General features: G+C 72.2%; 22 protein-coding genes. 13 read left to right on the forward strand and 9 right to left on the reverse strand.

Translation table 11 applies throughout. The features are described 5' to 3' along the window. Positions 1 to 229: 229 nt before the first annotated feature. On the forward strand, positions 230 to 877 hold the full coding sequence (locus SLP03_RS09965; RefSeq protein ID WP_319460328.1) for a polysaccharide deacetylase family protein: 648 nt from the start codon (positions 230 to 232) through the stop codon (positions 875 to 877). Between the two features lie 113 nt (positions 878 to 990). Here the strand turns inward: SLP03_RS09965 and SLP03_RS09970 are convergent, their stop codons facing one another. Beyond that, the gene (locus SLP03_RS09970) at positions 991 to 1,899 is read right to left on the reverse strand and encodes a ZIP family metal transporter (RefSeq protein WP_319460254.1); all 909 of its coding nucleotides are present in this window, start codon (positions 1,897 to 1,899) and stop codon (positions 991 to 993) included. A gap of 300 nt (positions 1,900 to 2,199) precedes the next feature. On the opposite strand from SLP03_RS09970, the gene SLP03_RS09975 reads away from it, so the two are divergent. The 4 genes from SLP03_RS09975 to SLP03_RS09990 all read left to right on the forward strand — a co-directional run bounded on the left by SLP03_RS09975 (position 2,200) and on the right by SLP03_RS09990 (position 6,096). After that, positions 2,200 to 3,084 carry a glycosyltransferase family 2 protein gene (locus SLP03_RS09975; protein WP_319460255.1) on the forward strand — a complete coding sequence of 295 codons (885 nt, stop codon included), beginning with the start codon at positions 2,200 to 2,202 and terminating at the stop codon, positions 3,082 to 3,084. Beyond that, complete coding sequence (locus SLP03_RS09980) at positions 3,081 to 3,812, forward strand: polysaccharide deacetylase family protein (protein WP_319460256.1); 732 nt, start codon at positions 3,081 to 3,083, stop codon at positions 3,810 to 3,812. The genes SLP03_RS09975 and SLP03_RS09980 overlap by 4 nt, the downstream gene beginning before the upstream one ends. Positions 3,813 to 4,171: 359 nt before the next feature. Then, the gene (locus SLP03_RS09985; protein ID WP_319460257.1) at positions 4,172 to 4,819 is read left to right on the forward strand and encodes a hypothetical protein; all 648 of its coding nucleotides are present in this window, start codon (positions 4,172 to 4,174) and stop codon (positions 4,817 to 4,819) included. A 65-nt stretch (positions 4,820 to 4,884) separates the two neighbouring features. Then, a complete protein-coding gene (locus SLP03_RS09990) occupies positions 4,885 to 6,096 on the forward strand; it encodes a M23 family metallopeptidase (protein WP_319460258.1) in 1,212 nt (403 codons plus the stop codon). 371 nt (positions 6,097 to 6,467) lie between these two features. On the opposite strand, the gene SLP03_RS09995 is transcribed toward SLP03_RS09990, so the two are convergent. Next, positions 6,468 to 6,809, reverse strand: coding sequence for a hypothetical protein (locus tag SLP03_RS09995; RefSeq protein WP_319460259.1), 342 nt, complete (start codon positions 6,807 to 6,809; stop codon positions 6,468 to 6,470). Between the two features lie 409 nt (positions 6,810 to 7,218). Next, positions 7,219 to 7,863 carry a hypothetical protein gene (locus SLP03_RS10000; protein ID WP_319460260.1) on the reverse strand — a complete coding sequence of 215 codons (645 nt, stop codon included), beginning with the start codon at positions 7,861 to 7,863 and terminating at the stop codon, positions 7,219 to 7,221. A 276-nt stretch (positions 7,864 to 8,139) separates the two neighbouring features. On the opposite strand from SLP03_RS10000, the gene SLP03_RS10005 reads away from it, so the two are divergent. Continuing rightward, positions 8,140 to 9,060 (forward strand): NADP-dependent oxidoreductase, encoded by a 921-nt coding sequence (locus tag SLP03_RS10005; RefSeq protein WP_319460261.1) that lies wholly within the window; start codon positions 8,140 to 8,142, stop codon positions 9,058 to 9,060. 91 nt (positions 9,061 to 9,151) lie between these two features. Beyond that, positions 9,152 to 9,484 (forward strand): putative quinol monooxygenase, encoded by a 333-nt coding sequence (locus SLP03_RS10010; protein ID WP_319460262.1) that lies wholly within the window; start codon positions 9,152 to 9,154, stop codon positions 9,482 to 9,484. A gap of 8 nt (positions 9,485 to 9,492) precedes the next feature. Here the strand turns inward: SLP03_RS10010 and SLP03_RS10015 are convergent, their stop codons facing one another. Together SLP03_RS10015 and SLP03_RS10020 are read right to left on the reverse strand one after the other, a co-directional pair. After that, positions 9,493 to 11,067 carry a Na+/H+ antiporter gene (locus SLP03_RS10015; RefSeq protein ID WP_319460263.1) on the reverse strand — a complete coding sequence of 525 codons (1,575 nt, stop codon included), beginning with the start codon at positions 11,065 to 11,067 and terminating at the stop codon, positions 9,493 to 9,495. A gap of 125 nt (positions 11,068 to 11,192) precedes the next feature. After that, complete coding sequence (locus SLP03_RS10020; protein ID WP_319460264.1) at positions 11,193 to 11,813, reverse strand: L-threonylcarbamoyladenylate synthase; 621 nt, start codon at positions 11,811 to 11,813, stop codon at positions 11,193 to 11,195. Positions 11,814 to 11,940: 127 nt separating this feature from the next. Here SLP03_RS10020 and SLP03_RS10025 point away from each other — a divergent pair, with 127 nt between their 5' ends. Continuing rightward, positions 11,941 to 12,240, forward strand: a complete 300-nt coding sequence (locus SLP03_RS10025; RefSeq protein WP_319460265.1) for a hypothetical protein — start codon at positions 11,941 to 11,943, stop codon at positions 12,238 to 12,240. A 76-nt stretch (positions 12,241 to 12,316) separates the two neighbouring features. On the opposite strand, the gene iolD is transcribed toward SLP03_RS10025, so the two are convergent. From iolD to iolC, 4 genes are read right to left on the reverse strand one after another with little or no spacing between them, the layout of a single operon-like run. After that, a complete protein-coding gene (iolD, locus tag SLP03_RS10030) occupies positions 12,317 to 14,167 on the reverse strand; it encodes a 3D-(3,5/4)-trihydroxycyclohexane-1,2-dione acylhydrolase (decyclizing) (protein WP_319460266.1) in 1,851 nt (616 codons plus the stop codon). Then, positions 14,167 to 15,066, reverse strand: coding sequence for a 5-deoxy-glucuronate isomerase (gene iolB / locus SLP03_RS10035; RefSeq protein WP_319460267.1), 900 nt, complete (start codon positions 15,064 to 15,066; stop codon positions 14,167 to 14,169). Before iolB ends, iolD begins: the two co-directional genes overlap by 1 nt. Beyond that, positions 15,063 to 15,950 (reverse strand): aldolase, encoded by an 888-nt coding sequence (locus SLP03_RS10040; protein WP_319460268.1) that lies wholly within the window; start codon positions 15,948 to 15,950, stop codon positions 15,063 to 15,065. Before SLP03_RS10040 ends, iolB begins: the two co-directional genes overlap by 4 nt. Next, on the reverse strand, positions 15,947 to 16,912 hold the full coding sequence (gene iolC / locus SLP03_RS10045; protein ID WP_319460269.1) for a 5-dehydro-2-deoxygluconokinase: 966 nt from the start codon (positions 16,910 to 16,912) through the stop codon (positions 15,947 to 15,949). Before iolC ends, SLP03_RS10040 begins: the two co-directional genes overlap by 4 nt. A gap of 193 nt (positions 16,913 to 17,105) precedes the next feature. Here iolC and SLP03_RS10050 point away from each other — a divergent pair, with 193 nt between their 5' ends. The 5 genes from SLP03_RS10050 to SLP03_RS10070 all read left to right on the forward strand — a co-directional run bounded on the left by SLP03_RS10050 (position 17,106) and on the right by SLP03_RS10070 (position 22,320). Continuing rightward, positions 17,106 to 17,843 carry a GntR family transcriptional regulator gene (locus SLP03_RS10050; protein WP_319460270.1) on the forward strand — a complete coding sequence of 246 codons (738 nt, stop codon included), beginning with the start codon at positions 17,106 to 17,108 and terminating at the stop codon, positions 17,841 to 17,843. A gap of 149 nt (positions 17,844 to 17,992) precedes the next feature. After that, positions 17,993 to 19,390 carry an extracellular solute-binding protein gene (locus SLP03_RS10055; protein ID WP_319460271.1) on the forward strand — a complete coding sequence of 466 codons (1,398 nt, stop codon included), beginning with the start codon at positions 17,993 to 17,995 and terminating at the stop codon, positions 19,388 to 19,390. Further along, positions 19,365 to 20,312 (forward strand): sugar ABC transporter permease, encoded by a 948-nt coding sequence (locus tag SLP03_RS10060; RefSeq protein ID WP_319460272.1) that lies wholly within the window; start codon positions 19,365 to 19,367, stop codon positions 20,310 to 20,312. Before SLP03_RS10055 ends, SLP03_RS10060 begins: the two co-directional genes overlap by 26 nt. Beyond that, positions 20,309 to 21,184 (forward strand): carbohydrate ABC transporter permease, encoded by an 876-nt coding sequence (locus SLP03_RS10065; RefSeq protein WP_319460273.1) that lies wholly within the window; start codon positions 20,309 to 20,311, stop codon positions 21,182 to 21,184. Before SLP03_RS10060 ends, SLP03_RS10065 begins: the two co-directional genes overlap by 4 nt. Beyond that, the gene (locus SLP03_RS10070) at positions 21,184 to 22,320 is read left to right on the forward strand and encodes an ABC transporter ATP-binding protein (RefSeq protein ID WP_319460274.1); all 1,137 of its coding nucleotides are present in this window, start codon (positions 21,184 to 21,186) and stop codon (positions 22,318 to 22,320) included. Before SLP03_RS10065 ends, SLP03_RS10070 begins: the two co-directional genes overlap by 1 nt. The last annotated feature ends 3 nt before the right edge of the window (positions 22,321 to 22,323 follow it).

The following is a 22,323-nucleotide window of genomic DNA, read 5'->3' on the forward strand; positions in this document are numbered from 1 at the left end:
CCAACCGCACCGACCTGAAGATCACCCCAATGCCCTCCTGAACCCAGGCGGTTCCAGCTCATCCGCTCCAGCGGCGGCTTAACATCGCAGCGTGCCTCTGGATCGCCGCAGCGCCCTGAGCGCCGCCGCCGCTGTCGCCGCCGGGCTCGTCGGACTGAGCGGCTGTGACTCGCCGAGCCGACCGTCGGCCGGCCGGTCGGCAACGCCGGAGGCGAGCTCCGCATCGCCCGTGCCGGCCCTTCCCAGGTCGATCGGACCCGCCCCCGGCCGCACGCCGCTGCCGCCGGAGGTCGATGCCGGGCCCCGGGACCGACCGAACGTGACGCTGACCTTTCATGGCCAAGGCGAGGCCGCGCTGGCCCGCCAACTGCTGACCGAGCTCGAGCGCGGCGGCGCCCGGGTCACCGTCTTCGCCGTCGGGACCTGGTTGGCTGAGCAGCCCGCGATGGCCCGGCGGGTCCTCGACGGCGGTCATGAGCTGGGCAACCACACTGAGAATCACCTCGACATCAGCCGGATGACCCCGGCCGAGGCGTTCGGTGAGATCGACATGTGCGCCCAGCGAATCAGCAAACTCACCGGCACCATCGGCACCTGGTTCCGGCCGTCGCAGACCCAGCACGCCAACACGCTGATCCGCGCCCAGGCCAGCCGGGTGGGCTACCCGACCTGTGTGTCCTACGACGTGGACTCACTGGACTACACCGACCCCGGCGCGCCTTCAGTGGTGCGGACGACCCTGAGTCAGGTCCAGCCAGGTTCGATCGTCAGCCTGCACTTCGGCCACCGCAGCACGCTGGCCGCCATCGGGCCGATCCTCGACGGGCTCCGCCAGCGGGGTCTGCACGCCGTGACCCTGAAGGAATTGATCGCCTGAGCACCGCCCCCGACCAGGTAGCGCTCACCCGGCCCACGGCTACGGCCGGGCATCCTGCTTGCCATTGCCGAGCATTGCGGAAGCCGAGATGGGTCTGGCCGCATGGCCGAGGGTCACACGCCGGCGGCGGTGACGATCGCGTCGGTGGCGAAGCCGAGCAGCAGCCCGGCCAGCAGACCCCAGGTGAAGATGTGCTTGGGGCCCATCCGGCGACCGACGGCGAGCAGCTCGATGACCACGTACAGGATCGACCCGGCGGCCAGCGCCAGGAACGCGACGCTGATGAGGTCGTTGGTGAATTGCTGCCCGATCAGCGTGCCCAGGAAGGTAGGCCCGCCACCGATCAGGCCGAGCGCAGCCAGGTAGCGCCAGGACGGGCGTGTGCCCGCAGCAGCCAGGGGCGCCACGATGCCGAAACCTTCGGTGGCATTGTGCAACCCGAACCCGATGATCAATAGCACGGCCAGGGCGATCTCCCCCTGGGCAGCCGAGTTGCCGATGGCCAGTCCCTCGGCGAAGTTGTGCAACCCGATGCCGACCGCGATCAGCAGGGCGAGCTGCCGGGCGTGGCTGCCCCAGGCCCCCCGATCCGCACCAGTACCAGCTTCGGGCGCGAGAGTGGTGGCGCCGCGTTCGGCGGCCGGGGCGGCGTCACCCGCGCCGACGCTGACGGGCACCGGCGGGCTCACCACGGCAGCCACCGGGGGGCTCATTCGCGCGCGGCGGCTGGCCATCCAGCGGTCGAAGTACACCAGCCCGAGCAGACCGACCGCGAGACCACCGCCCAGTACCACCCCGTCGACGACAGCCAGGCCGTAGCTCTGCTTGCCGATCGCCTCGTCGAGGGGCTCCCACGCGTGCGTGAGGACGTCCCACAGCAGGAACAGCAGGATGCCGATGGCTGTGGCGTTGAGCAGCGCTCGCATCCGCGGCGCTGGACTGCGCAGCCGTCCGATGGGCAGGCCGAGAAAGATGGTGAACCCGGCGATGGCACCGAGCAGGGCAATCTGGGACGCGGACACGGCTCACTCCGACGACGGGAACAGAGACGAGAGTTAGGTTAGCCTGGCTAAATCAGTGGAACAAGTCCGGCCTTTAGGGCCGCGCCGTGCGCCCCCAGCCCTGACGTCCCGGCCCTTCCCGGACCGTCTCCTCACGTTCACCGCCCGCGCGCCGTGTCTCTTTATCAGCTCGCTCTCAGGTGGCACCGTCGATCATGTGGGCCGCGTTGCGTCGCGGGCGAACAACCGAGCGAGGTGGCTGCTGGCGGCCGTCCGTCGGAGCTGCACCGAGGCGCCCTGGAGTAAGCGGAAGGTGACGGAGTGGGCGTACGGTTCAGTGTGGTCATCCCGTGCTTCAACGAAGCCGACTACATCGCTGCGACAATCGCATCGCTACAAGCCCAACGCGTCGTGGGCGGCTACGAGATCATCGTCGTGGACAACAACTGCACCGATGACACCGCCACAGTAGCCCGGAACCTCGGGGCGACAGTGGTGACGGAGAACGAGCGCGGGGTCTGCGCGGCCCGGCAGCGCGGCGCCCTGGCCAGTCGCGGCGAGATCATCGTATCGGCCGATGCCGACACCATCTATGCCCCGGACTGGCTGGACAAGATTCACCATGCGTTCGCCGCGGACAAGCGGGTGGTGGGAGTGGTCGGCCCGTGCCGGTACAAGGACGGTCCGCGCTGGGGACGGCTGTACGCCCGGCTGTTGTTCGCGCTCGTCGGCCTGGCCTACCGGCTGACTGGGCGGGTGTTCTACGTGACCGCGACGAACATTGCCATCCGCCGGGACCACTTTCCCGGCTACGACACGAATCTGACGCAGGGTGGCGACGAGCTGGACCTGCTGCGCAGGCTACGCCGGCAGGGTCGCGTGGTGTATGACCGAAGCAATCCCAGCCACAGCTCGGGGCGACGGCTGACCCGCGGCCTGGTCTACAACCTGTTCGTCACGCTGCTCGTGCACTATCTGCTGGCGTACCTGTTGAACCGGTTGTTCGGTCGCCGCGTCCTCGGATCCGCACCCGCCTTCCGCACCAGCCGCCGTACCGCCACGCACCACTGGCGCATCGTCGGCAGCATCACCGCCGCGGCGCTGCTGGTGATTCCCTCCATGGCACCGGCGGGGCGAATGGCCGACACCTACCATTCGTTCCTGCGGTACATCGGCGTGAGCGCAGGCCAGGACAGGCACCGATGAGGTGGCTTGCCGGTGGGCTGCTCCTCGTCGCCATCATCGTCGCTGGCTACTGGGCATTCCTGTCTCCCTACTGCCAACTGTTCGGCCGTTACCCCTACCGGGGAGCCTCGACCAAGCGGGTGGTCGCGCTGACCTTCGATGACGGCCCTAACGAGCCGTACACCTCCCAGATCCTCGACTACCTCGACAGCCGGCACATCCGCGCCACCTTCTTCCAGGTGGGCAGTTGCGTGGAGCGGTACCCCGCCACGACCAGGCGGATGGTTACCGCCGGTCACGTCATTGGCAACCACTCGCTGACCCACCGCTTCAGCAGCTACCTTCGGCCGGGCCGCTATGAATGGGAGGTCCACCGGACGCAGGAGGTCCTTCGCCGGTACGTCGGCCGCGCACCCGCGCTGGCCCGCTCTCCCTGGTTGTGGCGGCATCCCCCGCTGCTGCGGATGCTGCGAGCAGCGGCGTTGCAGCCGGTGTCCGGCGTGTTCTGCCACGCTCTCGAGGTATTGCAGATCGACGCGGCGGCGATCGCCCGCGAAGCGATCGCGAAGACAAGGCCCGGCACGATCCTGATCTTCCACGACGGATTCGATGCCCGAGGCGGCAACCGCAGCCAGACTGTCGAAGCGGTCAAGCTGACCACCGAGGGGTTGCTGGCGAGAGGATTTCGCTTCGTCACCGTCGATGAACTGCTCGACGTGCCCGCCTACCAGCCCGACATGGGACATTGACGAGGCCCGGCCGCACGGTCAGCTGACATGGCAGGCGCCGTTCCGCCGAAGTGACGCGAGGCGCTGACATCGACGTCGGCCGTGGTTGCCGACAAGAGAACGGCCCGACGACCAGGTCGCCGACCGGCGCGCCCGCCGCGAGACAGCACTATTGGCAACGTTCCTGACAGAAGCTCGAGACATCGACATGCTTCGTCGCGAGAGCGACCGGCGGCGCCAACCAACGGTGGTCGGGCGCCTGACGATCCATCCGGCTGTCGCCCGGGGACCGGCGCAACGGCCGACGTCGATGAGTCCCGCAAGAGGTACGGGAGGGACAACGCCGGGCGAACGCCCGCCGGTGGACCTACAGTGTGGGAATGTGGGAGTCGGTTGCCGCACCGATGGTGGGCCTGATGGCCGCCGCGGCGGCGGCTACCCCGACGCCGACACCGGCCCCTCCGGTGGACGCCGCGCCCGTGCTGACGTCGACACCGTTCGGCGCGCTGCCCGGGCAGCGGGTGACCCACGTCGTCACCATCTCCGGTAACGGCACCCTCACCAACGCGCGGGTCACGTTCACCACCACGGCTGATCTCGACGGTGTCACCGCCCGGGCCGAACCGGGTCAGTGCACGGCGTCCCCTCGTACCGTCGTCTGCGAGCTCGGCGACCTGCGCCTGGGCACCGCCGGGTCGGTGCCGCGGATAACGATCACCGGGCGGGTCCGCCCGGGTGTGCCGCCGGGCACGGTGGTCCGCAACCGGGTCAGTCTCACCTCGGTGGAGTCCACCGCGACGGGTGCCCAGCTCGCCAGCAACGCGTATCTGCTCCCGGGGTCGACGGCCACGCCGACCGATCCGCCGCTGGAGTCGACGGCCGTGGCGACCGAGGGCACGCCGCGCGGACGGTCGATGCGGGTGCCGGCCGTCGCGGCGATGGTGGTGGCCGGCGCGGTCGCCGTGGGTGCGCTGCTGACGCGTCGGCGGCTCCGGCGGCGGCCCGGCCCACCGCACGGCGGCCTGTAACGATCAGACACCGGGAACCGATGTAGCAGGAGAACGGGACACCGCGTCGGCGGCAGGAGTACGGCATGGATCGACGGTGGTGGAGGCGGGCCACGCTGGCGGCCATGGCCGGGGCGGCGACGCTCGTGATGACGTCGCTCTGCCTGGATGTCGGGACGGCGACCGCCGCGACACAGGCCTCCGCGCAGGGGCCGCTGCCCCTGCCGACGCTGCCCAGCCCGTCGCTGCCGCCGGTGACACCGCCGACGGTGACGCTGCCGCCCATGAAGCCGCCCTCGGTCAAGCCGCCGACTCTGAAGCCGCCGACCGTCCCGTCGGCCACTGCGTCGGCCGGACAGACGGCGCAGCCGACGACGACCCCACCGACCGCCCGCACGCCGGCGCAAGCGGGCGTCCCGGGCCCGACCGGCAGCGACGACCCGACGAGCCCCGGATCGGCCGCGGCGCTCATCGCCGCCGACCCCGGTGCCGACCTGTATCCCCAGCCACCGGTGGACGCCGCCGGCACGCCCCAGGCCCGCCAGGTCGCCGCGCTCACCGACGTCCAGCACCGGATCCAGTACCTGCACAACGTCCTCGCCCGCACCCGCGACGACCTGACCCGGGTGCGGCGCGCACCGGATCCGGTGCTGCAGCTGTTGACCGCGCTGACCGCCGGCGGGGATCCGGACCTGGCGGCGCCGTTCGCCGTGGCGGACTCCGCGGACGTGGTCGACACCCCCACCGGCCGGGCCGTCGCCCTGTCCGGTGCGATCACCTCCGGTCAGGCCGAACTAGCCCGCCGCGAGCGGGAGGAGGCCGCTCTGCGGCAGGAGATCAACCGCCGCGTCCGCGCCGTGCCCGCCGTGGCGCCACCGGCCCGCACCGCCACGGCAGCCGGCGGGGGCAAGCTCGGCCGTCCGCTGCGGGGACGCCTCACCAGCAGGTTCGGCACCCGGTTCGACCCGTACTTCCACGTCTGGCAGCTGCACCCGGGCGTGGATCTCGCCGCCCCCGTCGGCACCCCGATCGTCGCGGCGGCGGACGGACGGGTGGCCCGGGCGGGCTGGTACGGCGGCTACGGCAACTACACCTGCCTCGACCACGGCCGGGCGGACGGCCAGCGACTGTCCACCTGCTACGGCCACCAGTCGAAGCTGCTGGTCTCGCCCGGCCAGCGGGTACGCGCCGGACAGGTGATCGGGCTCGTCGGGTCGACCGGTGCCTCCACCGGCCCCCACCTGCACTTCGAGGTGCGCCTCGGCGGTCGGGCCGTGGACCCGCTGCCCTGGCTCTGAGCGGCGCCGCCCAACGGGCCGGAAACGGCGTGGCGGGGCGGCATCGCTCGACGATGACCGCGACCCCGGAGTGCGGCCGGACGGGGGCGGCGCGCCGATGAGGAGCCGGCCGGAGACGAGAGCAAGGCTCATCGGATCACCTCGCGGGAGTTGACCATGGCAGCATCCGGGAGGCGGTGGTGTTCCTGAGCGGCAACCCCGGAAACGTGGACGGCGGCCCGATCACCAGCGCCGGGCCGGCGCTCAGCCGGCCCGGCGCAGCCGCCCGGCCTCCTCGCCTCGGGCGTCGAGGAGCACCAGCGTCTCGCCGTCCAGGCCGGCCCGCCAGGACGAGGAGAGCCACGCCCCGACCGGCGCGCGGTCGCAGCCGATCAGCGTGCTGATGCCGGTGGTGGCGAGGAGGGCTCCCCCCGGCCGGCGATCCAGCGCCCGGCCTGGCCGTTGCAACCGTCGGAGCCACGCCACTCGCCGTCGGCGCGGAACTCGGCGTACGCCGTCTCGGGCCCCGGAGCGGGCACCCACCTCCCGACGAGCCGGTTCCCGTCGGCGGGAGTCAGCATCGCCGACAGCGCGGCGGCGGGTGCGAACTGCCGCCGCACCTCGTCAGTGACCTCCGGTGGTGCCACCTCCGACGCCGCCAGGTTCGGCCCGGCGGTGGGCTTCGCGCCCGGCAGCAGCCGGGCGACCAGCTTGCCCCCGCCGTCCAGGAGCACCCGCGTCTCACCCTCGAGCCGGTACGACCTGATCAGCCGCAGCCACTCCGGGGTCGACGTGCCGCCTGTCTCGCAGCCGGTGCCGAGCGGCCGGTCGATTCCGCTGTACCGCCGAAGCGGCTTCGCCTCGCCGCGCGAACTCCTCGAGCTCCACCTAACTGACTGAGGCGTCGACCACGCGGACCGGCCAGGCCCGACCACCTTCGTACTACTGGTTGACGGCTAACGCCCGGGTCCGAGCGCGGAAGCAGTGCAGCGAGCAGCCGCGCCGCTGGACGATCGCGATTACTGACGGACCTTCGCGCAGGTCGACAATCTTCTTCGCCGCCCACGAGAGCAGCGGCGACGCCTCCGCGACGGCGACACGTGCAGCGCCACGCACGCGCCCACGGCCCGTTCGGACAGTGGATCAGGAGTCGTGCCTCTTCTCCGTCCAGCCGCGGATCAAGGGGATCTGGCCGGACCGGTGTGCGTCGCGCTGTTCGGTGATCCACTGCTCGACCTCGTCCACGGAACGCGCGACTGGCTGGTCAGTGGTGTCGAGCAGGTGGGTTCGCCATCGTGGATCATCGACAGCCCACCCTGCCCAGCGGTGCCAGGCCATCTCCGGCCAACTGTCACCCATGATGACGTCAGGCCGGTGGCGGGGGTCGTGGGCATGCCCGCGGTGCCAGGCGGCCCAGCCGAGGAAGGCGTCAACCGCGTGGGCCTCCCACCGGCCCGGATCACGCCTGGCGAGCCTGTCGCGCCGGACCTCGTCGGCGACGTCGATCAGACAGACCGCGATCCCGTCCAGCAACGTGGCGGAAGGAACGGCCAGGACCTCACCCAGCGGGGACTGCCCGGTCAACAGGAGATCGATCCCGCGGCCCTGGTATTCCAGCGCGCGGCGCACCCATAGCTCGGTCATGCGGTTGCGCCAGCGGCGATCGGCACGCTCCGGTACACCGACTTCGTCGAAGTCGTGCACGGCGACCCGCCGGAGCCGGTCGGCGACGGAGAAGGCGAGCGTGGACTTGCCCGAACAACTGGACCCCGTCAGCGTGAGCAGCATCCCGCCACGGTGACAGACCAGCAGAGCTTCTCTCGAACGGATTTCCCGTGAACGCCATCCGGCGGACGGCGAGCGACGGAGCGGAAGCGATTGACCCATACCGCAACGGCCTGTCCACCAGGTAGCCGCGTCGACGTGGACGCCTTCCTGATGATGTGTCAGCCGTGCCCGGTTTGATACCAGGCGGGGCGGGAAGTCGGGCCACGACCGGCACCACGGGAGTCGGGCAGACTCCGATGGCGGTTCGGACGGGACGTCTGGGAAAGGGGATGTCGCATGCGTGCGATCGCGATCGACGACTTCGGGGCCGCCCCTGCGCTGACCGAACCGCCCCGGCCTGACCCGGGCCCCCGTGAGGTGCTGGTGCGGGTCGGGGCGTCCTCGGTGAACGGGTTCGACAAGGCTGCCGCCGCCGGAATGTTCAAAGGCGCGATGGAGTACCGGTTCCCCGTGGTGCTCGGCAAGGACTTCGCCGGCACGGTCGAGGCGGTCGGCGACGGGGCCACCCGGTTCGGGATCGGCGACCCGGTCTTCGGTGTGGTCATGAGGCCCTACCTCGGCGACGGCGCATGGGGCGAGTACCTGGTGGTCGGCGAGGAATACGGCATCACCCGGGTGCCGGACGGACTCGACCTGCCCACCGCAGGTGCGCTCGGGCTGGCCGGCACCGCCGCGGTGGACACGATCAAGGCGGTCGCGCCGAAGCCGGGTGAGGCCGTGCTGATTTCCGGCGCTACCGGCGGTGTCGGCGCGATCGCGATCCAGTACGCCGCCGCGGCCGGCGCCCGCGTCATCGCCACCGCCCGTCCCGGCGCCGAGGACTTCGTCCGGCAGTTGGGCGCCACCGACGTGGTGGACTACACCGGGGACCTGGTCGGCCAGGTCCGGGCAATCGCTCCGGACGGCGTACCCGCTGTGCTGCATCTCGCCGGTGACGGTGCGCAACTGGCAGGGCTGCTCGCAGCCGGGGGGCGGCTCGCCTCCCTGCTCGGCTTCGGTCCGGACCAGCACCCTGCCGCCACCGCCGTCATGGCCAACCCGGAACCGGCCACCCTTGACCGGCTCGCTGGCGACGTCGCGGCCGGCCGGCTGCGACTGCCGGTCAGCCATCGCCATGAGCTGGCCGAGGCGCCCCGGGCCCTCGCCGACTTCTCCGGCGCGCTCGGCAAGGTCGCCATCACCGTTACCTCGCGGTGAGCCGCACGCGCAGTCGTACCGGGTCGGTTCCTCCAGCACGCGCGAGGCGCGGCCGGCTGCCGACCGCCGGCCCGCTGGGTAGCCTCCACCCATGATCTTCATTACCGCCAAGTTCCGGGTACTGCCGCAGGACGCCGACCGGTGGCCGCAGATCGCCGAGGAGTTCACCACGGCCACTCGCGCCGAGCCCGGCTGCCTGTGGTTCGACTGGTCCCGCAGCATCGACGACCCGACGGAGTACGTGCTGGTCGAGGCCTTCCGGGACGACCAGGCCGGCGCGGCGCACGTGCGGTCCGACCACTTCCGCGCGGCGCAGCGGACCCTGCCGCCCCACCTCGCCGAGACGCCCCGGATCGTCAACATGACCATCCCGCAGGACGACTGGTCCCGGCTCGGCGAGATGGCCGTCCCCGGCAGCGAGTAGCCCGCGGGTCAATCCTCGGTGGTCGGGCCGAGGAGCCGGAGCTCCTCGATGTCGAGGGCCGCTTGCACCTCCCGCTGCACCGCGTCGTCGATCTCGGTGGTGTCGCGCAGCCGGGTGATCTCGCGACGCTTGTGATGGAGCAGGCCGACCCGCAGTCGACGCTCGATCTCGCGCTCCTCCGCCGTCCCCTGGTCATCGGCGGAACGGATGTCGTCGAGGTATTCCTCGTAGTCGGAGCGGAGCCGGTCGACGATGTCCGGCGAGGCGCGGAGGTCGACGGCGATCTGCGGCAGGGCGGCCAGGGCGGCCTCGGTGGCGCGGATCCGGGCCCGCCGGATCTCGTTCTCCCGCTCGACGTCCCCGGTGAGACCGGCCCAGCTGACCACGGCGGGCAGCGTGGTGCCCTGAATCAGCATGGTCAGCACGATGACCATGACGGTGACGAAGACGATCAGGTCACGTTCGTGCACGGGCGTGCCGGCGCTGGTCGCCACCGGGACGGCGACGGCGGCGGCGAGGGAGACCGCGCCGCGGAAGCCCGCCCAGCCGGCGGCGGTCCGTACCCGCCAGTCGAACTGGCGACCGCGCCGGGACTCGCGGCGGTCGAGGGTCTGCAGGGCGGGGATGGCGAGGTGCAGCCACCCCATCCGGGTGACCAGGACAACGGCGGTGACCGCCGCCGCGATGCCGAACGACTGCGTCGGCGAGTGGCTGGTGATGCCGCGCAGCGAGCGCGGAACCTGCATGCCGAGCAGCACGAAGAGGCTGCCGTTGATCATGAAGGTGGAGAGGTCCCAGAACGCGTACGCGGTGATCCGGGAGCGGGCTCGGATGACCTTCGGCCCGGCGTACGAGAGCACCAGGCCGGCGACCACCACCGCCAGGACGCCGCTGGCGTGCACCGCGTCGGCGAGCAGGAACGCGACGAACGGGGTGAGGATGCTCAGGCCGCCCTCGCGCAACGGGTCGTCGAGGTGCTTACGGATCAGGATGACCGCACCACCGACCAGCAGGCCGGCGGCGACTCCGCCGACGGCGGAGCCGACGAACCGGCCGAGCAGGCCGAGCGGGCCGGGCACCGCGCCGCCGGCGATCACCCCGACGGCGACGGCGAAGAGCACCAGGGCCGTGCCGTCGTTGATCAGGCTCTCCGCGCGCAGCGTGGTGAGGATGCCGCGCGGCATCCGCTTCGCCAAGCCGGCGACCGCGGCGGCGTCGGTCGGTGCGAGGACCGCGCCGAGCACCCAGGCCGCCTCCCGGTCGACGCCGAGGGCCTGCGCGGCGTACGCGACGGCGATGGTCGTGAGCACCACCAGGGCCACCGCCAGGAGGGCGATGACCCCGAGGTTGGCCCGGATCTCGCGGAGGCTGATGACCAGGCTCTCCCGGTAGAGGATCGCGGGCAGGAAGAGCAGCAGCACCACCTCCGGTTCGAGCACCACGTGCCGGAAGGGTGGGAGGAGCCCGAGCAGGGCGCCCATCGCGATGAGCAGGACCGGCGGCGCGACGCTGTACCGGCCGCCGAGTGTGGTGCCGATCAGCACCGTCACGCCCAGCACCGCGATCAGCACGAGCACGCTCACGTGGCACTCCCGTCACCCGATCGCCGCCGCCGCGGCGGGGGAAGGATCAGGTGTACGCCGCCGCCCCAACATGGTGGTACGGCCGATGCGGAACGCGCGGTCGAACCGGGTAATTGGCGGGGAGACTACTCGAAGCGGGAGGTGTCTCCGGCCCCGCGTCGCAGGATCTCCGGCTCCGGTCCGGACAGGTCGACCACGGTAGTCGGCTCCAGGCCACAGTCGCCGGCGTCGACGACGGCGTCGACGAGGTGGTCGAGCCGTTCCTTGATCTCCCAGCCCTGGGTCATCGGCTCCTCCTCGCCGGGCAGCAGCAGGGTGCTGGAGAGCAACGGTTCCCCGAGTTCGGCCAGCAGCGCCTGGGTGACGGTGTGCTTCGGCACCCGCACCCCGACGGTGCGTTTGCGGGGGTCCTGCAGCCGGCGGGGCACCTCCGCGGTGGCCGGCAGGATGAAGGTGTAGCTGCCGGGGATGCAGGCCTTCACCAGCCGGAAGACCGAGTTGCTGACCTTCACGAACTGGCCGAGCTGGGCGAAGTCCCGGCAGACCAGGGTGAACGGGTGTCGGTCGTCGAGCCGGCGGATCTCCCGGATCCGGTCCAGGCCGCCGCGGTTGCCGAGCTGGCAGCCGAAGGCGTAACAGGAGTCGGTCGGGTAGGCGATCAGGCCGTCGCCGCGGAGCAGGTCGACGACCTGCCGGAGGACGCGGGGTTGCGGATTGTCCGGATGCAGGTCGTAGTACCTCGCCACACCGGTAAGCCTATGCCGTCGCGCGGCGGGGTCCGATCGGCGCGGGCGTCGAAAAAATCTCGGGCGAAGGTTTGATCGACAGCGGAGCTGGAAATGGTGGGGGCCGCGCAAAAAAGGGGGACCATTCATGTCCGAAGCCAGCACAGACCGCGCCGACCGTCCGGCCGAGGTGACCGACCCGCTGCTGTGGGGCCTCGCCACCGCGGTGGCCGACGCCCACCAGGCCGACGAGGACGGCGCCTGCGTCAGCCCGAGCTGCGTCGGCGCGGCCTGGCCCTGCGCCGCCTGGAACAACGCGCAGGAGGCAATGCACGCCGCTCGGGCGGCCGCGCGCCCGACCACCGGCGCGCTGCCGGCCACGTCCCACGGTACGCAGCCGGTGTCCGCCGCCGGGCGCGACGGGGCGGCGGTGGCGTCGGCCGCCTGAGGCCGTCCCGCACCGGCAACCGGTCGAAGGTCGCCCTCCCGTACACCGGGTGACCCGACATGCGCGACGCCGCCGGTCAGGACGGGTGCAGGTGCGCCCGGCGCGCCTTGCGACCCGTCTCGTACGCGGCCCGGGCGGTCTGCGCCGCCGCGGTGGCCGAGACCTCGGCGACCGGCACATCCCACCACGCGCCACCGTCCGGCCCGGCCTCCATCGGGTCCGTCGACACGTACACGACCGTCGTGCGGTGCGCCGCCTTCGCGGCGTCCAGTCCGGCCCGCAGCTGGGCCATGCTGGTCGCCCGGATCACCTCCGCGCCCAGGCTCGCCGCGTTCGCCGCGAGGTCGACCGGCAGCGGCGCACCGGCACGGTCCCGGTAGGCGGTGCCGAGCCGCTGCGCGCCGACGCTCTCGGAGAGCCGGCCGATCGAGGCGAAACCCTGGTTGTCGACCAGCACCACGACCAGCTTGACGCCCTCGGCCACGGCGGTGACCAGTTCGCTCGGCAGCATCAGGTAGGAACCGTCGCCGACCAGCACGAAGACCTCCCGGTCCGGCGCGGCCAGCTTCACCCCGATCCCGCCGGCGATCTCGTAGCCCATGCAGGAGTAGCCGTACTCGACGTGGTAGGCCTTGGGGTCGGTGCTGCGCCACAGCCGGTGCAGGTCGCCGGGCATCGACCCGGCCGCGCAGACCACGACGTCCCGGGGGCCGGCGGCGTCGTTGACCGCGCCGATGACCGCCGCCTGCGTCGGCGGCGCCTGCGGGTCGGTCTGCCGGGCGCGGTCCACCACGGCGGCCCACCGGGCGCCCAGGTCCGCGACCGTCGACCGGTACGCAGGCAGCGTGGCCCAGTCGGCGCAGACCGCGCCCACCGCGGTCAGACTCTCCCGGGCGTCCCCGACGACCTGCACGCCCGACAGCTTGGCGGCGTCGAAGCCGGTGATGTTGAGGTTGACGAACCGGGCGTCGCCGAAGAGGGTGCCGGAGGCGGTGGTGAAGTCGCTGTACCTGGTGCCGACGCCGATCACCACGTCGGCGTGCGCGGCGACCTCGTTGGCCGCGGCGCTGCCGGTGACCCCGACCGCCCCCGCGGCCAGGGGATGGTCGTGGGGCAGGGCGCCCTTGCCCGCCTGGGTCTCCACCACCGGCACGCCGTGCCGCTCGGCGAAGTGGCGCAACGCGTCCGTCGCGCCGCTGTAGATGACGCCGCCACCGGCCACCAGCACCGGCCGGTGGGCCGCGGTGACGATCCGGGCGGCCCGCCGGACGGCCCCCTCGTCGGGGCGGGGGCGCGGCACGTGCCAGGTGCGCTCGGCGAACAGCTCCTCCGGCCAGTCGTACGCCTCGGCCTGCACGTCCTGTGGCAGGGCGAGGGTGACCGCGCCGGTCTCCGCCGGGTCGGTGAGCACCCGCATGGCGGCCAGCAGCGCCGCCGGAAGCTGCTCGGGCCGGTTGATCCGGTCCCAGTAGCGGGAGACCGGCCGCAGCGCGTCGGTGACGCTGACGTCGTGGGACCGGACGTCCTCCAGCTCCTGCAGCACCGGGTTGGCCGCCCTCGTGGCGAAGATGTCGCCGGGCAGCAGCAGCACCGGCAGCCGGTTGATCGTCGCGCCGGCGGCGCCGGTGACCAGGTTGGTCGCGCCCGGGCCGATGGAGGTGGTGCAGGCCAGGGTGCTGAGCCGGTCGGTCATCCGGGCGTACGCCGCGGCCGTGTGCACCATCCCCTGCTCGTTGCGGCACAGGCGGTACGGCAGGTCGACGCCCGCGGCGGCGGCGCCGGCCAGCGCCTCGCCGAGCCCGGCGACGTTGCCGTGGCCGAAGATGCCGAAGCAGGCCGGGATCAGTCGGCGTCGCTGACCGTCGCGTTCGGACCACTGCCGGGCGAGGAAGGCCACCAGGGCCTGCGCCACCGTGAGCCTGGGCATCAGTCGCCTCCCGTCGGAGGTCCGGTCAGCGGCAACCGCGGGTCGACCGGCTGGTCGGCCCAGCTGCCCCGGATCCAGCCGTGCCGTGGATCGTCCACGCACGCCATGGTGCGGTCCGGGCCGGGCCCGGCCAGCACGTTGAGGTAGTAGAGGGGGTAGCCGGGCGGGGCCATCGACGGGCCGTGGTAGCCGTGCGGGACGAGCACCAGGTCACCGCTGCGCACCTCGGCGAGGACGTCGACCGGCCGCCGGTCGGTGCCGTACACCCGCTGGTAACCGACCGGGCCGCCGCCGTCGCCCGGCGCCGCGCCGGACACCTCGAAGTAGTAGATCTCCTCCAGCGCCGCCTCGACCCGGCCGTCGTCGTGGACCCGGTCGTCCTCGTGCTTGTGCGGCGGGTAGGACGACCAGTTGCCGCCGGGGGTGAGCACCTCGACGGCGACCAGCCGGTCGCAGTCGAACGTCTCCGGGGCGCAGAAGTTGTTGACCTGCCGGCTGGCCGACCCGGCGCCGCGCAGCTCCACCGGCACGTCCCGGGCCGCGCCGTAGCTCGGCGACAACCGGCGGGTGGCCCGGGCCGAGGGCAGGGCGAAGCGGCCCTCGCCGCGGACCGTCACCGTCGCGTCCCGGGGCAGGTAGGCGAAGTCGGTGACCGCGGCGAGGACCGAGGCACGCCCGGTCAGCTTGAGGCTCAGCCCGTCACAGTGGACGGTGGCGGCCCCGGCCAGCGGCAGGACCAGCATCTCCTCGTCGCCGGTGGCGAAGGTGACCACGCCGCCGGCGGGCAGGACGAGCACCCGCAGGCCCGCGTACGTCCAGCCGGCCCGTCCGGGGGTGAGCTCCAGCGCCCAGGGCGGCCGGGCCGTCGTACCCCAGGGCAGATGCAGGTCGCCGGTCATGCCTCCTGCCTGGCGGGCAGCAGTGAGTGGGCCAGGTCGACCGCGGCGGCCACGTCGTCGCCCGGCGGGTAGAGCAGCGCCCGGCCGACCACCAGCCCGCGGACGCCGGGTTGGCGCAGCGCCCGCTGCCAGCGGGCGTAGACCACGTCGGGGGTCTCCGTCGGGTCGCCGCCGAGCAGCAGGACGGGCAGGGTGGTCGCGGCCATCACCCGGTCCATCTCGTCGATCGCCGGCAGCTTCAACCAGGTGTACGCCGAGGTCGTGCCGAGTGCCTGCCCGACGCTCACGCTCTTGATCACCGCCTCGGAGGTCAGGTCGACGTGGACCCGCCCGTCGGTGCGCCCCACCCACATCGGCTCCACCAGCGCCACCGTGCGGTGCGCGGCGAGGGCGCTGACCGCCCGGGCGCAGGCCTGCAGTGTGGAGGCGGTGCCGTGGTCGTCCGGGTCGATCCGGCAGAGCATCTTGCCGCCGTCGTAGCCCATCGCGGCGATGCTGTCGGCGTCGTACGCGGTGAACCGGTCGTCCAGCTCGAACGCGGTGCCGAACAGGCCGCCGCGGTTCATCGAGCCGATGGCCAGCCGGTCCTCCAGCGCGCCCAGCAGCAGCAGGTCCTCCAGGACGTCCGGGGTGCCGAGCACCCCGTCGACCCCGGGCCGGGACAGCGCGAGTCGCAGCCGGTCGAGCAGGTCGGTACGCCCGGCCATGGCCATCGGCCGGTCCCGGACGCCGAGGGCGCCCCGGGCGGGGTGGTCGGCGGCGATGAGGAACAGCGGCCGACCGTGGTCCGGCCAGCGTCGGCGGGTCCGCCCGGCGGCGGCCTCGGCGATCGCCTGCGGCCGGTACGCGCGGGTGAGGGTCAACGCCTCGTACTCGGTGCTCAACGGTCTCCTTCCGTCGCGGGGGCCGGCTCCGCCCGGGCTGCGAGCGCCTCGGTCTCGGCCTCGTCGGGCATGGCGGACGAGCACGCCAGCCGCGACGCGACGATCGCGCCCGCGGCGTTGGCGAAGCGCAGCGTCCGCTCCAGCGGCCAGTCCCGCAGCAGGCCCAGGCAGAGCGCGCCGCCGAAGGCGTCCCCGGCGCCGAGCCCGTTGACCACCTCCACCGGCACCGGCGGCACCCGGATCGTCTGCTCGGCGGTGCTGGCCAGCACCCCGTCCGGGCCGAGCTTGACCACGGCGAGCCGCGGCCCGCGGTCGAGCAGCAGCCGGGCGGCCCGCTCGGGGTCCCGGACGCCGACCGCCATCTCGACCTCGTCGAGGTTGCCCACGGCGACGGTGACCCGGGGCAGCGCCTCGGCGTAGGCGGCCGTGGCGGCGGCCGGGTCGGGCCAGAACGTCGCCCGGTAGTCGAGGTCCAGGACGGTGTGCGGGCGGCCGGCGCGGGCGGCCAGCGCGGTGGTGTGCGCGTCCCGGCTGGGCCGTTGGCAGAGTCCGGTGCCGGTGACCCAGAAGACCCGGGCGTCCACGATGGCGGCGAGGTCCAGCTCGTCGGGACGGATCTGCAGGTCCGGGGCGGTGGGCGTGCGGTAGAACCAGATCGGGAAGTGGTCCGGCGGGAAGATCTCGCAGAAGGTCACCGGGGTGGGCAGCCCGGCGACGGGGCGTACCTGGCTGTCGTCGACGCCGAAGTCCCGCAGCGCCCGGTGCACGTAGTCGGCGAACGCGTCGGCGCCGGTGCGGGTGATGACCCCGGCCCGCAGCCCGTACCGGGCGGCGGCGACCGCGACGTTGGTGGCACTGCCGCCGAGGAACCTCCCGAAGGTCTCGACCTCGGCCAGCGGCGTGGCGATCTGCAGCGGATAGATGTCCACCCCGACCCGGCCGATGGTGAGCACATCGAGCATGCGGCGTCCTTTGTCCGGGCCGGCGACGGCGTGACCGCCAGCTCGATCCTGGTCCCTGATTGGTAACAGTGGCCGGGAGTTGTGTCAATGTGTTGTCCTGACATCCGGCGGGCTCGCTCGGTAACCGCTTCGGTACAGTGGCGCCCATCATCGCGCCCCCGACCCCCTGGGCATTTGTGACGAGGAGGTCCCCGTGACCGACCCCGAGATCGTGGTCGACCGGAGCAGCCCGGTTCCGCTCTACTTCCAGGTCGCCGAGCAGTTCAGCGCCGCGATCCAGCGCGGCGACCTGGCGCCCGGCGACCGGCTGGACAGCGAGCTGCAGCTCGCCGACCGGCTGGGACTGTCCCGGCCCACCGTCCGGCAGGCCATCCAGCACCTGGTGGACAAGGGACTGATCGTCCGCCGCCGCGGCGTGGGCACCCAGGTGGTGCGGGGCCAGGTGCGCCGCGCCGTCGAGCTGACCAGCCTGCACGACGACCTCGCCCGGGCTGGGCGGCAACCGTCCACCTCGGTGCTCGAACTGGCCACCGTGGCCTGCCCGGCGGAGGTGGCGGCCGCGCTCGGAGTCACCGCCGGCGGCGAGGTGCAGCACCTGCGCCGGTTGCGCTTCGCCGACGGGGAGCCCCTCGCGGTGATGGAGAACTGGCTCCCCCTCGACCTGGTCCGGCTCACCCTGGACGGCCTGCAGAGCCGGGGCCTGTACGCGATCCTGCGCGCGGCCGGCCTGCGGGTGCGCGGCGCCCAGCAGCGGATCGGGGCCCGGGCCGCGACCGCGGCGGAGGCGCAGATGCTCGGCGAGCGGCGCGGCGCCCCGCTGCTGACCATGACCCGGACGGCGTACGACGACCAGGGCCGCATCGTCGAGCACGGCGCGCACATCTACCGGGCCTCCCGGTACGCGCTGGAGGTGACCGTCGCCGAGCGGTGACGCGTCTGTTTCACGCTGATTTCAGTGACAGGTATTTACGTCGTCAGGCTGTCATGACATTGTGGCCGACAAGCACCGCCGGCATGGATCTTCGGCCGGCGGCGACCCGCGAGTCTCTTCGAAGTCACTCCTTGCGAAGGGAACAAACCATGTCAGTCACACCGAGACGCGTCACGGGTGTGCTCGCCGCGCTCACCGCCGTCACCCTCGCCGCCACGGCCTGCGGTGGCGACTCGAAGCCCGCCGGCAAGGACGCCAAGAACATCACCCTCACCATCGCCGCCAACGCCATCGCCGGCGGCAAGAACGCCACCGGCGCCGAGTGGATCGAGAAGTGGGTCATCCCCCGGTTCGTCGAGGCCCAGAAGGCGAAGGGCGTCACCGCCAAGGTGTCGTTCGTGCCCAGCGGCGTCGACGACGAGCAGTACAAGACCAAGCTGGCCCTGGACCTACGCTCCAAGGGCGGCGCCGACGTGGTGTCGATCGACGGCATCTGGGTCGGCGAGTTCGCCCAGGCCGGCTACCTCAAGCCACTGTCCGAGGTGGCCGGTGACCAGTCCGACAAGTGGGACGGCTGGTCGCAGATCCCGGAGAGCGTGCAGGGCCTCGGCACGTTCGACGACAAGCGGTACGGCATCCCGCAGGGCACCGACGGTCGGGTCCTCTACTACAACAAGAAGCTCTTCGCCCAGGCCGGCCTGCCCGCCGACTGGCAACCGAAGAGCTGGCAGGAGATCCTCGACGCCGGCACCAAGCTCAAGGCGCTGCCCGGGTTGACCCCGATCCAGCTCAACGCCGGCACGGCGATGGGCGAGGCGACCACCATGCAGGGCGCGCTGCCGCTGCTGGTCGGCGCCGGCGGGGAGATCTGGAAGGACGGCAAGTGGGCCGGCGCGAACCAGCCGGTCAAGGACATGCTCGACCTCTACACCAAGATCTACGGCGGTGGCCTCGGCGACCCGAAGCTCCAGCAGGAGGCCAAGGGTCGGGACAAGTCCTTCGAGGAGTTCGCCGCCGGCAAGATCGGCATTCTCGGCGAAGGCGACTACTTCTGGCGCAGCGTCATCAACCCGAAGGACGGCACCGCGAAGATGCCCGACCGGGACAGCACTGTCGGGTACGCGATGATCCCGGCCAAGCAGCCCGGCGCCGGCATCCGGGGGCAGGACTTCGTGAGCATGTCCGGCGGCGGCGTCGACATGCTGAACCCCAACTCGAAGTACCCCTCCCAGGCGTTCGAGCTGCTCGCGTTCATGCACTCGGCGGAGGCCACCAAGGCCCAGCTCGCCGGCGCCGCGCGGATCACCTCACGGACGGACGTCAACAAGGAGGTGCTCGCGGGCGACCCGATGCTCAACTTCGTGGCCGAGAAGGTGCTGCCACTGACCGCGTACCGGCCGCCGCTGGCGGTCTACCCGCAGGTGTCGGTGGCGCTGCAGGAGGCGACCGCCGCCGCGGCGTCGGGCAAGAGCGCCGACGAGGCCGCCGCGGCGTACCAGAAGAAGGTCGAAGGGATCGTCGGTGGTCCAGGTAACGTCTCGTCCTGACGAGACGGTCGGGGGAGCGCGCCCGGTTCCGGGCGCCTCCCCCGCCCCCGACGCCGCCGGGCTGGGCCGGGCCCGCGCCGCCGGGTTCCTCGTCCCGAGCATGGTGCTGATCCTGCTCTTCCTCGTGGTGCCGGCCGCCTGGACCATCTACCTGGGCGTCACCAACTACCGGCTCACCGGCCTGGCCGCGGCCCACCCGGAGATCGTCGGACTGGACAACTACACCAACGCCCTCGGCGACGAGCGGTTCCTCAGCTCGCTGCTGCTCACCCTGCAGTTCGTGCTCGGCTCGGCGGTGATCGGCCAGGCCGGCCTCGGCTTCGCCATCGCCTTCGCGCTGCGCGACCGGCGGGGGCCGCTGCGCCGGGTGGTCGAGGCGTTCATCCTGCTGTCCTGGATCCTGCCCAGCTCGGTCGTCGCCTTCCTCTGGATCGCCCTGCTCGACCGGGACGCCGGCACGCTCAACGCCCTGCTCGGCACGCCCGGCATGGCCTGGCTGCTCGACCACCCGATGCTGTCGATCATCATCTTCAACACCTGGCGGGGCACCGCGTTCTCGATGATGCTCTACGCCGCCGCGCTGGAGAACGTGCCCCGGTCGCACCTGGAGACCGCCCGGCTGGCCGGCGCGTCCACCTGGCAGCAGCTGCGCGACGTGGTGTTCCCCCGCATCCGCGGCCACGTGCTGACCAACCTGCTGCTGATCAGCCTCTGGACGTTCAACGACTTCACGCCGTTCCTGATCACCGCCGGTGGTCCGGAGCAGCGTTCCGAGATCCTGGCGGTCTACGTCTACAAGGTCGCGCTCTCCGGCGGCGAGCTGGGCTTCGGCGCGGCCATCTCGTTCATCATGCTGCTGATCAACCTGGTCATCGCGCTGATCTACCTGCGGATGCTGGGCCGGCGGAAGGAGCGGGCATGAGCACCGTGACCACGACGGCGGACGGCACCCGGACCGACGACACGTCGAGGCTCGCCGTACGCCATCTACTGGCCCGGACCGGCCGCTACGTCTTCCTCTGCCTGGTGCTCGCCTTCTTCGCCCTGCCGCTGCTCTGGCTGGCCACCGCGCCGTTCGACGACACCCCGACGATCGGCACCTCGCTGCCGGACTTCACCCTCGACAACTTCCGCGCCCTGCTGGACAACCCGTACGCCTTGACCTCACTGGTCAACTCCGTATGGCTGGCCGGCGGCACCGCCGTCCTGGTGGTGACGTTCGCCGCCCTCGCCGCGTACGCGCTGAGCCGGGTCCGGGTACCGGGGCGTGACGCGCTGCTGTACGGGCTGCTGCTGCTCTCGTCGATCGTGACCGGCACGGCCACCATGGTGCCGCTGTTCGAGCTGGCCTTCCGGCTCCACCTGATCGACTCCCGACTCGGGGTCATCCTGATCCTCACCGGCGGCCTGCTGCCGGCGGCGATCTTCATCCTCAAGGACTTCATGGACGCCACACCCACGTCGTACGAGGAGTCCGCGCGGGTGTTCGGCGCCAGCCCACTGCAGATCATGCGGCACATCGTGGTGCCGGTCGTCCGGCCCGGGCTGGCCACCGTCGGGGTGTGGGCGGTGGCGAACGTGTGGGGCAACTTCCTGGTGCCGTTCCTGCTGCTGCGCGGTCCGGACAAGGCGCCCGCCGCGGTGATCATGTACACCCTCTACACCGAGGGCGGCCAGGCCGACCTGCGGCTGCTCTCCACCTTCTCACTGCTCTACTCGCTGCCGGTGGCGCTGATGTTCGTCTTCGTCAGCAGCAGGTACGGATTCCGCTTCCATGGAGGGATCAAGCGCTGATGTCCGCCATCACCCTGCGCGAGCTGACCAAGGTCTACCCCAACGGGGTACGCGCCCTGGACGCCCTCGACCTGGAGATCGCCGACGGCGAGTTCTTCGCCCTGCTCGGTCCCTCCGGCTGCGGCAAGACCACGCTGCTGCGCACCATCGCCGGGCTGGAACTCGCCTCCGGCGGCAGCGTACGCATCGGCGACCGCGCCGTGACGAACCTGCCGCCCGGCCAGCGGGACGTGGCGATGGTCTTCCAGGACTACGCGCTCTTCCCGCACATGACCGTGCGGGACAACATCGCGTACCCGCTGCGGATCAAGAAGGTCGGCAAGGCGGCCCGGCAGGACAAGGCCGCGGCCACCGCCGACGAGCTGGGCCTGTCGGCGCTGCTGGACCGCAGGCCCGGGCAGCTCTCCGGCGGCCAGCAGCAGCGGGTCGCGCTGGCCCGGGCGATGGCCTGCCACCCGCAGGTCTTCCTGCTCGACGAGCCGCTGTCCAACCTGGACGCCCGGCTGCGGCTGGAGGCGCGGACCTTCCTCAAGCGGCTGCAACGCGAGCTCGGCGTCACCACCGTCTTCGTCACCCACGACCAGGCCGAGGCGCTGGCCCTGGCCGACCGGATCGCGGTGATGGAGGGCGGCCGGATCCGGCAGGTCGGCACCCCCACCGAGGTGTTCCGCCGCCCGGCCAACACCTTCGTCGCCGGGTTCATCGGCTCGACCCCGATGAACCTGGTCCCGGCCCGCGTGCACGGCGACGAACTCGCCGTCGCCGGGGTACGGCTGCCGGCGCCCGAGGACGCCCGCGGCGCGCTGACCGACGGGGAGACCGTGGTCTACGGGATCCGCCCCGAATATCTCGACCACTCCCCCGACCCGGTCCCCGGCGCGCTCACCGGCCAGGTCGTCGTGGTGGAGAACCTCGGCAGCTTCTCCCTGGTGTCGCTGGACGTGCCCGCCGAGGACGACACGACGACCAGCGTGCAGGTCGTCGGGCCCGAGGGGCGGGAACCGGAGCCCGGCGACACCGGCTGGGTGGTGCCCCGGCCCGGCCGCTCACTGGTCTACCGCGACGGCGAACTGGTCGGCGGCGCGACGGCACCACCGCTGCCGGCGCCGCGTACCGGGGTCGGGGCGGACGCCTGAGCC

It is taken from the genome of Micromonospora sp. RTP1Z1, assembly GCF_033804685.1.
Classification (GTDB): Bacteria; Actinomycetota; Actinomycetes; order Mycobacteriales; family Micromonosporaceae; genus Micromonospora.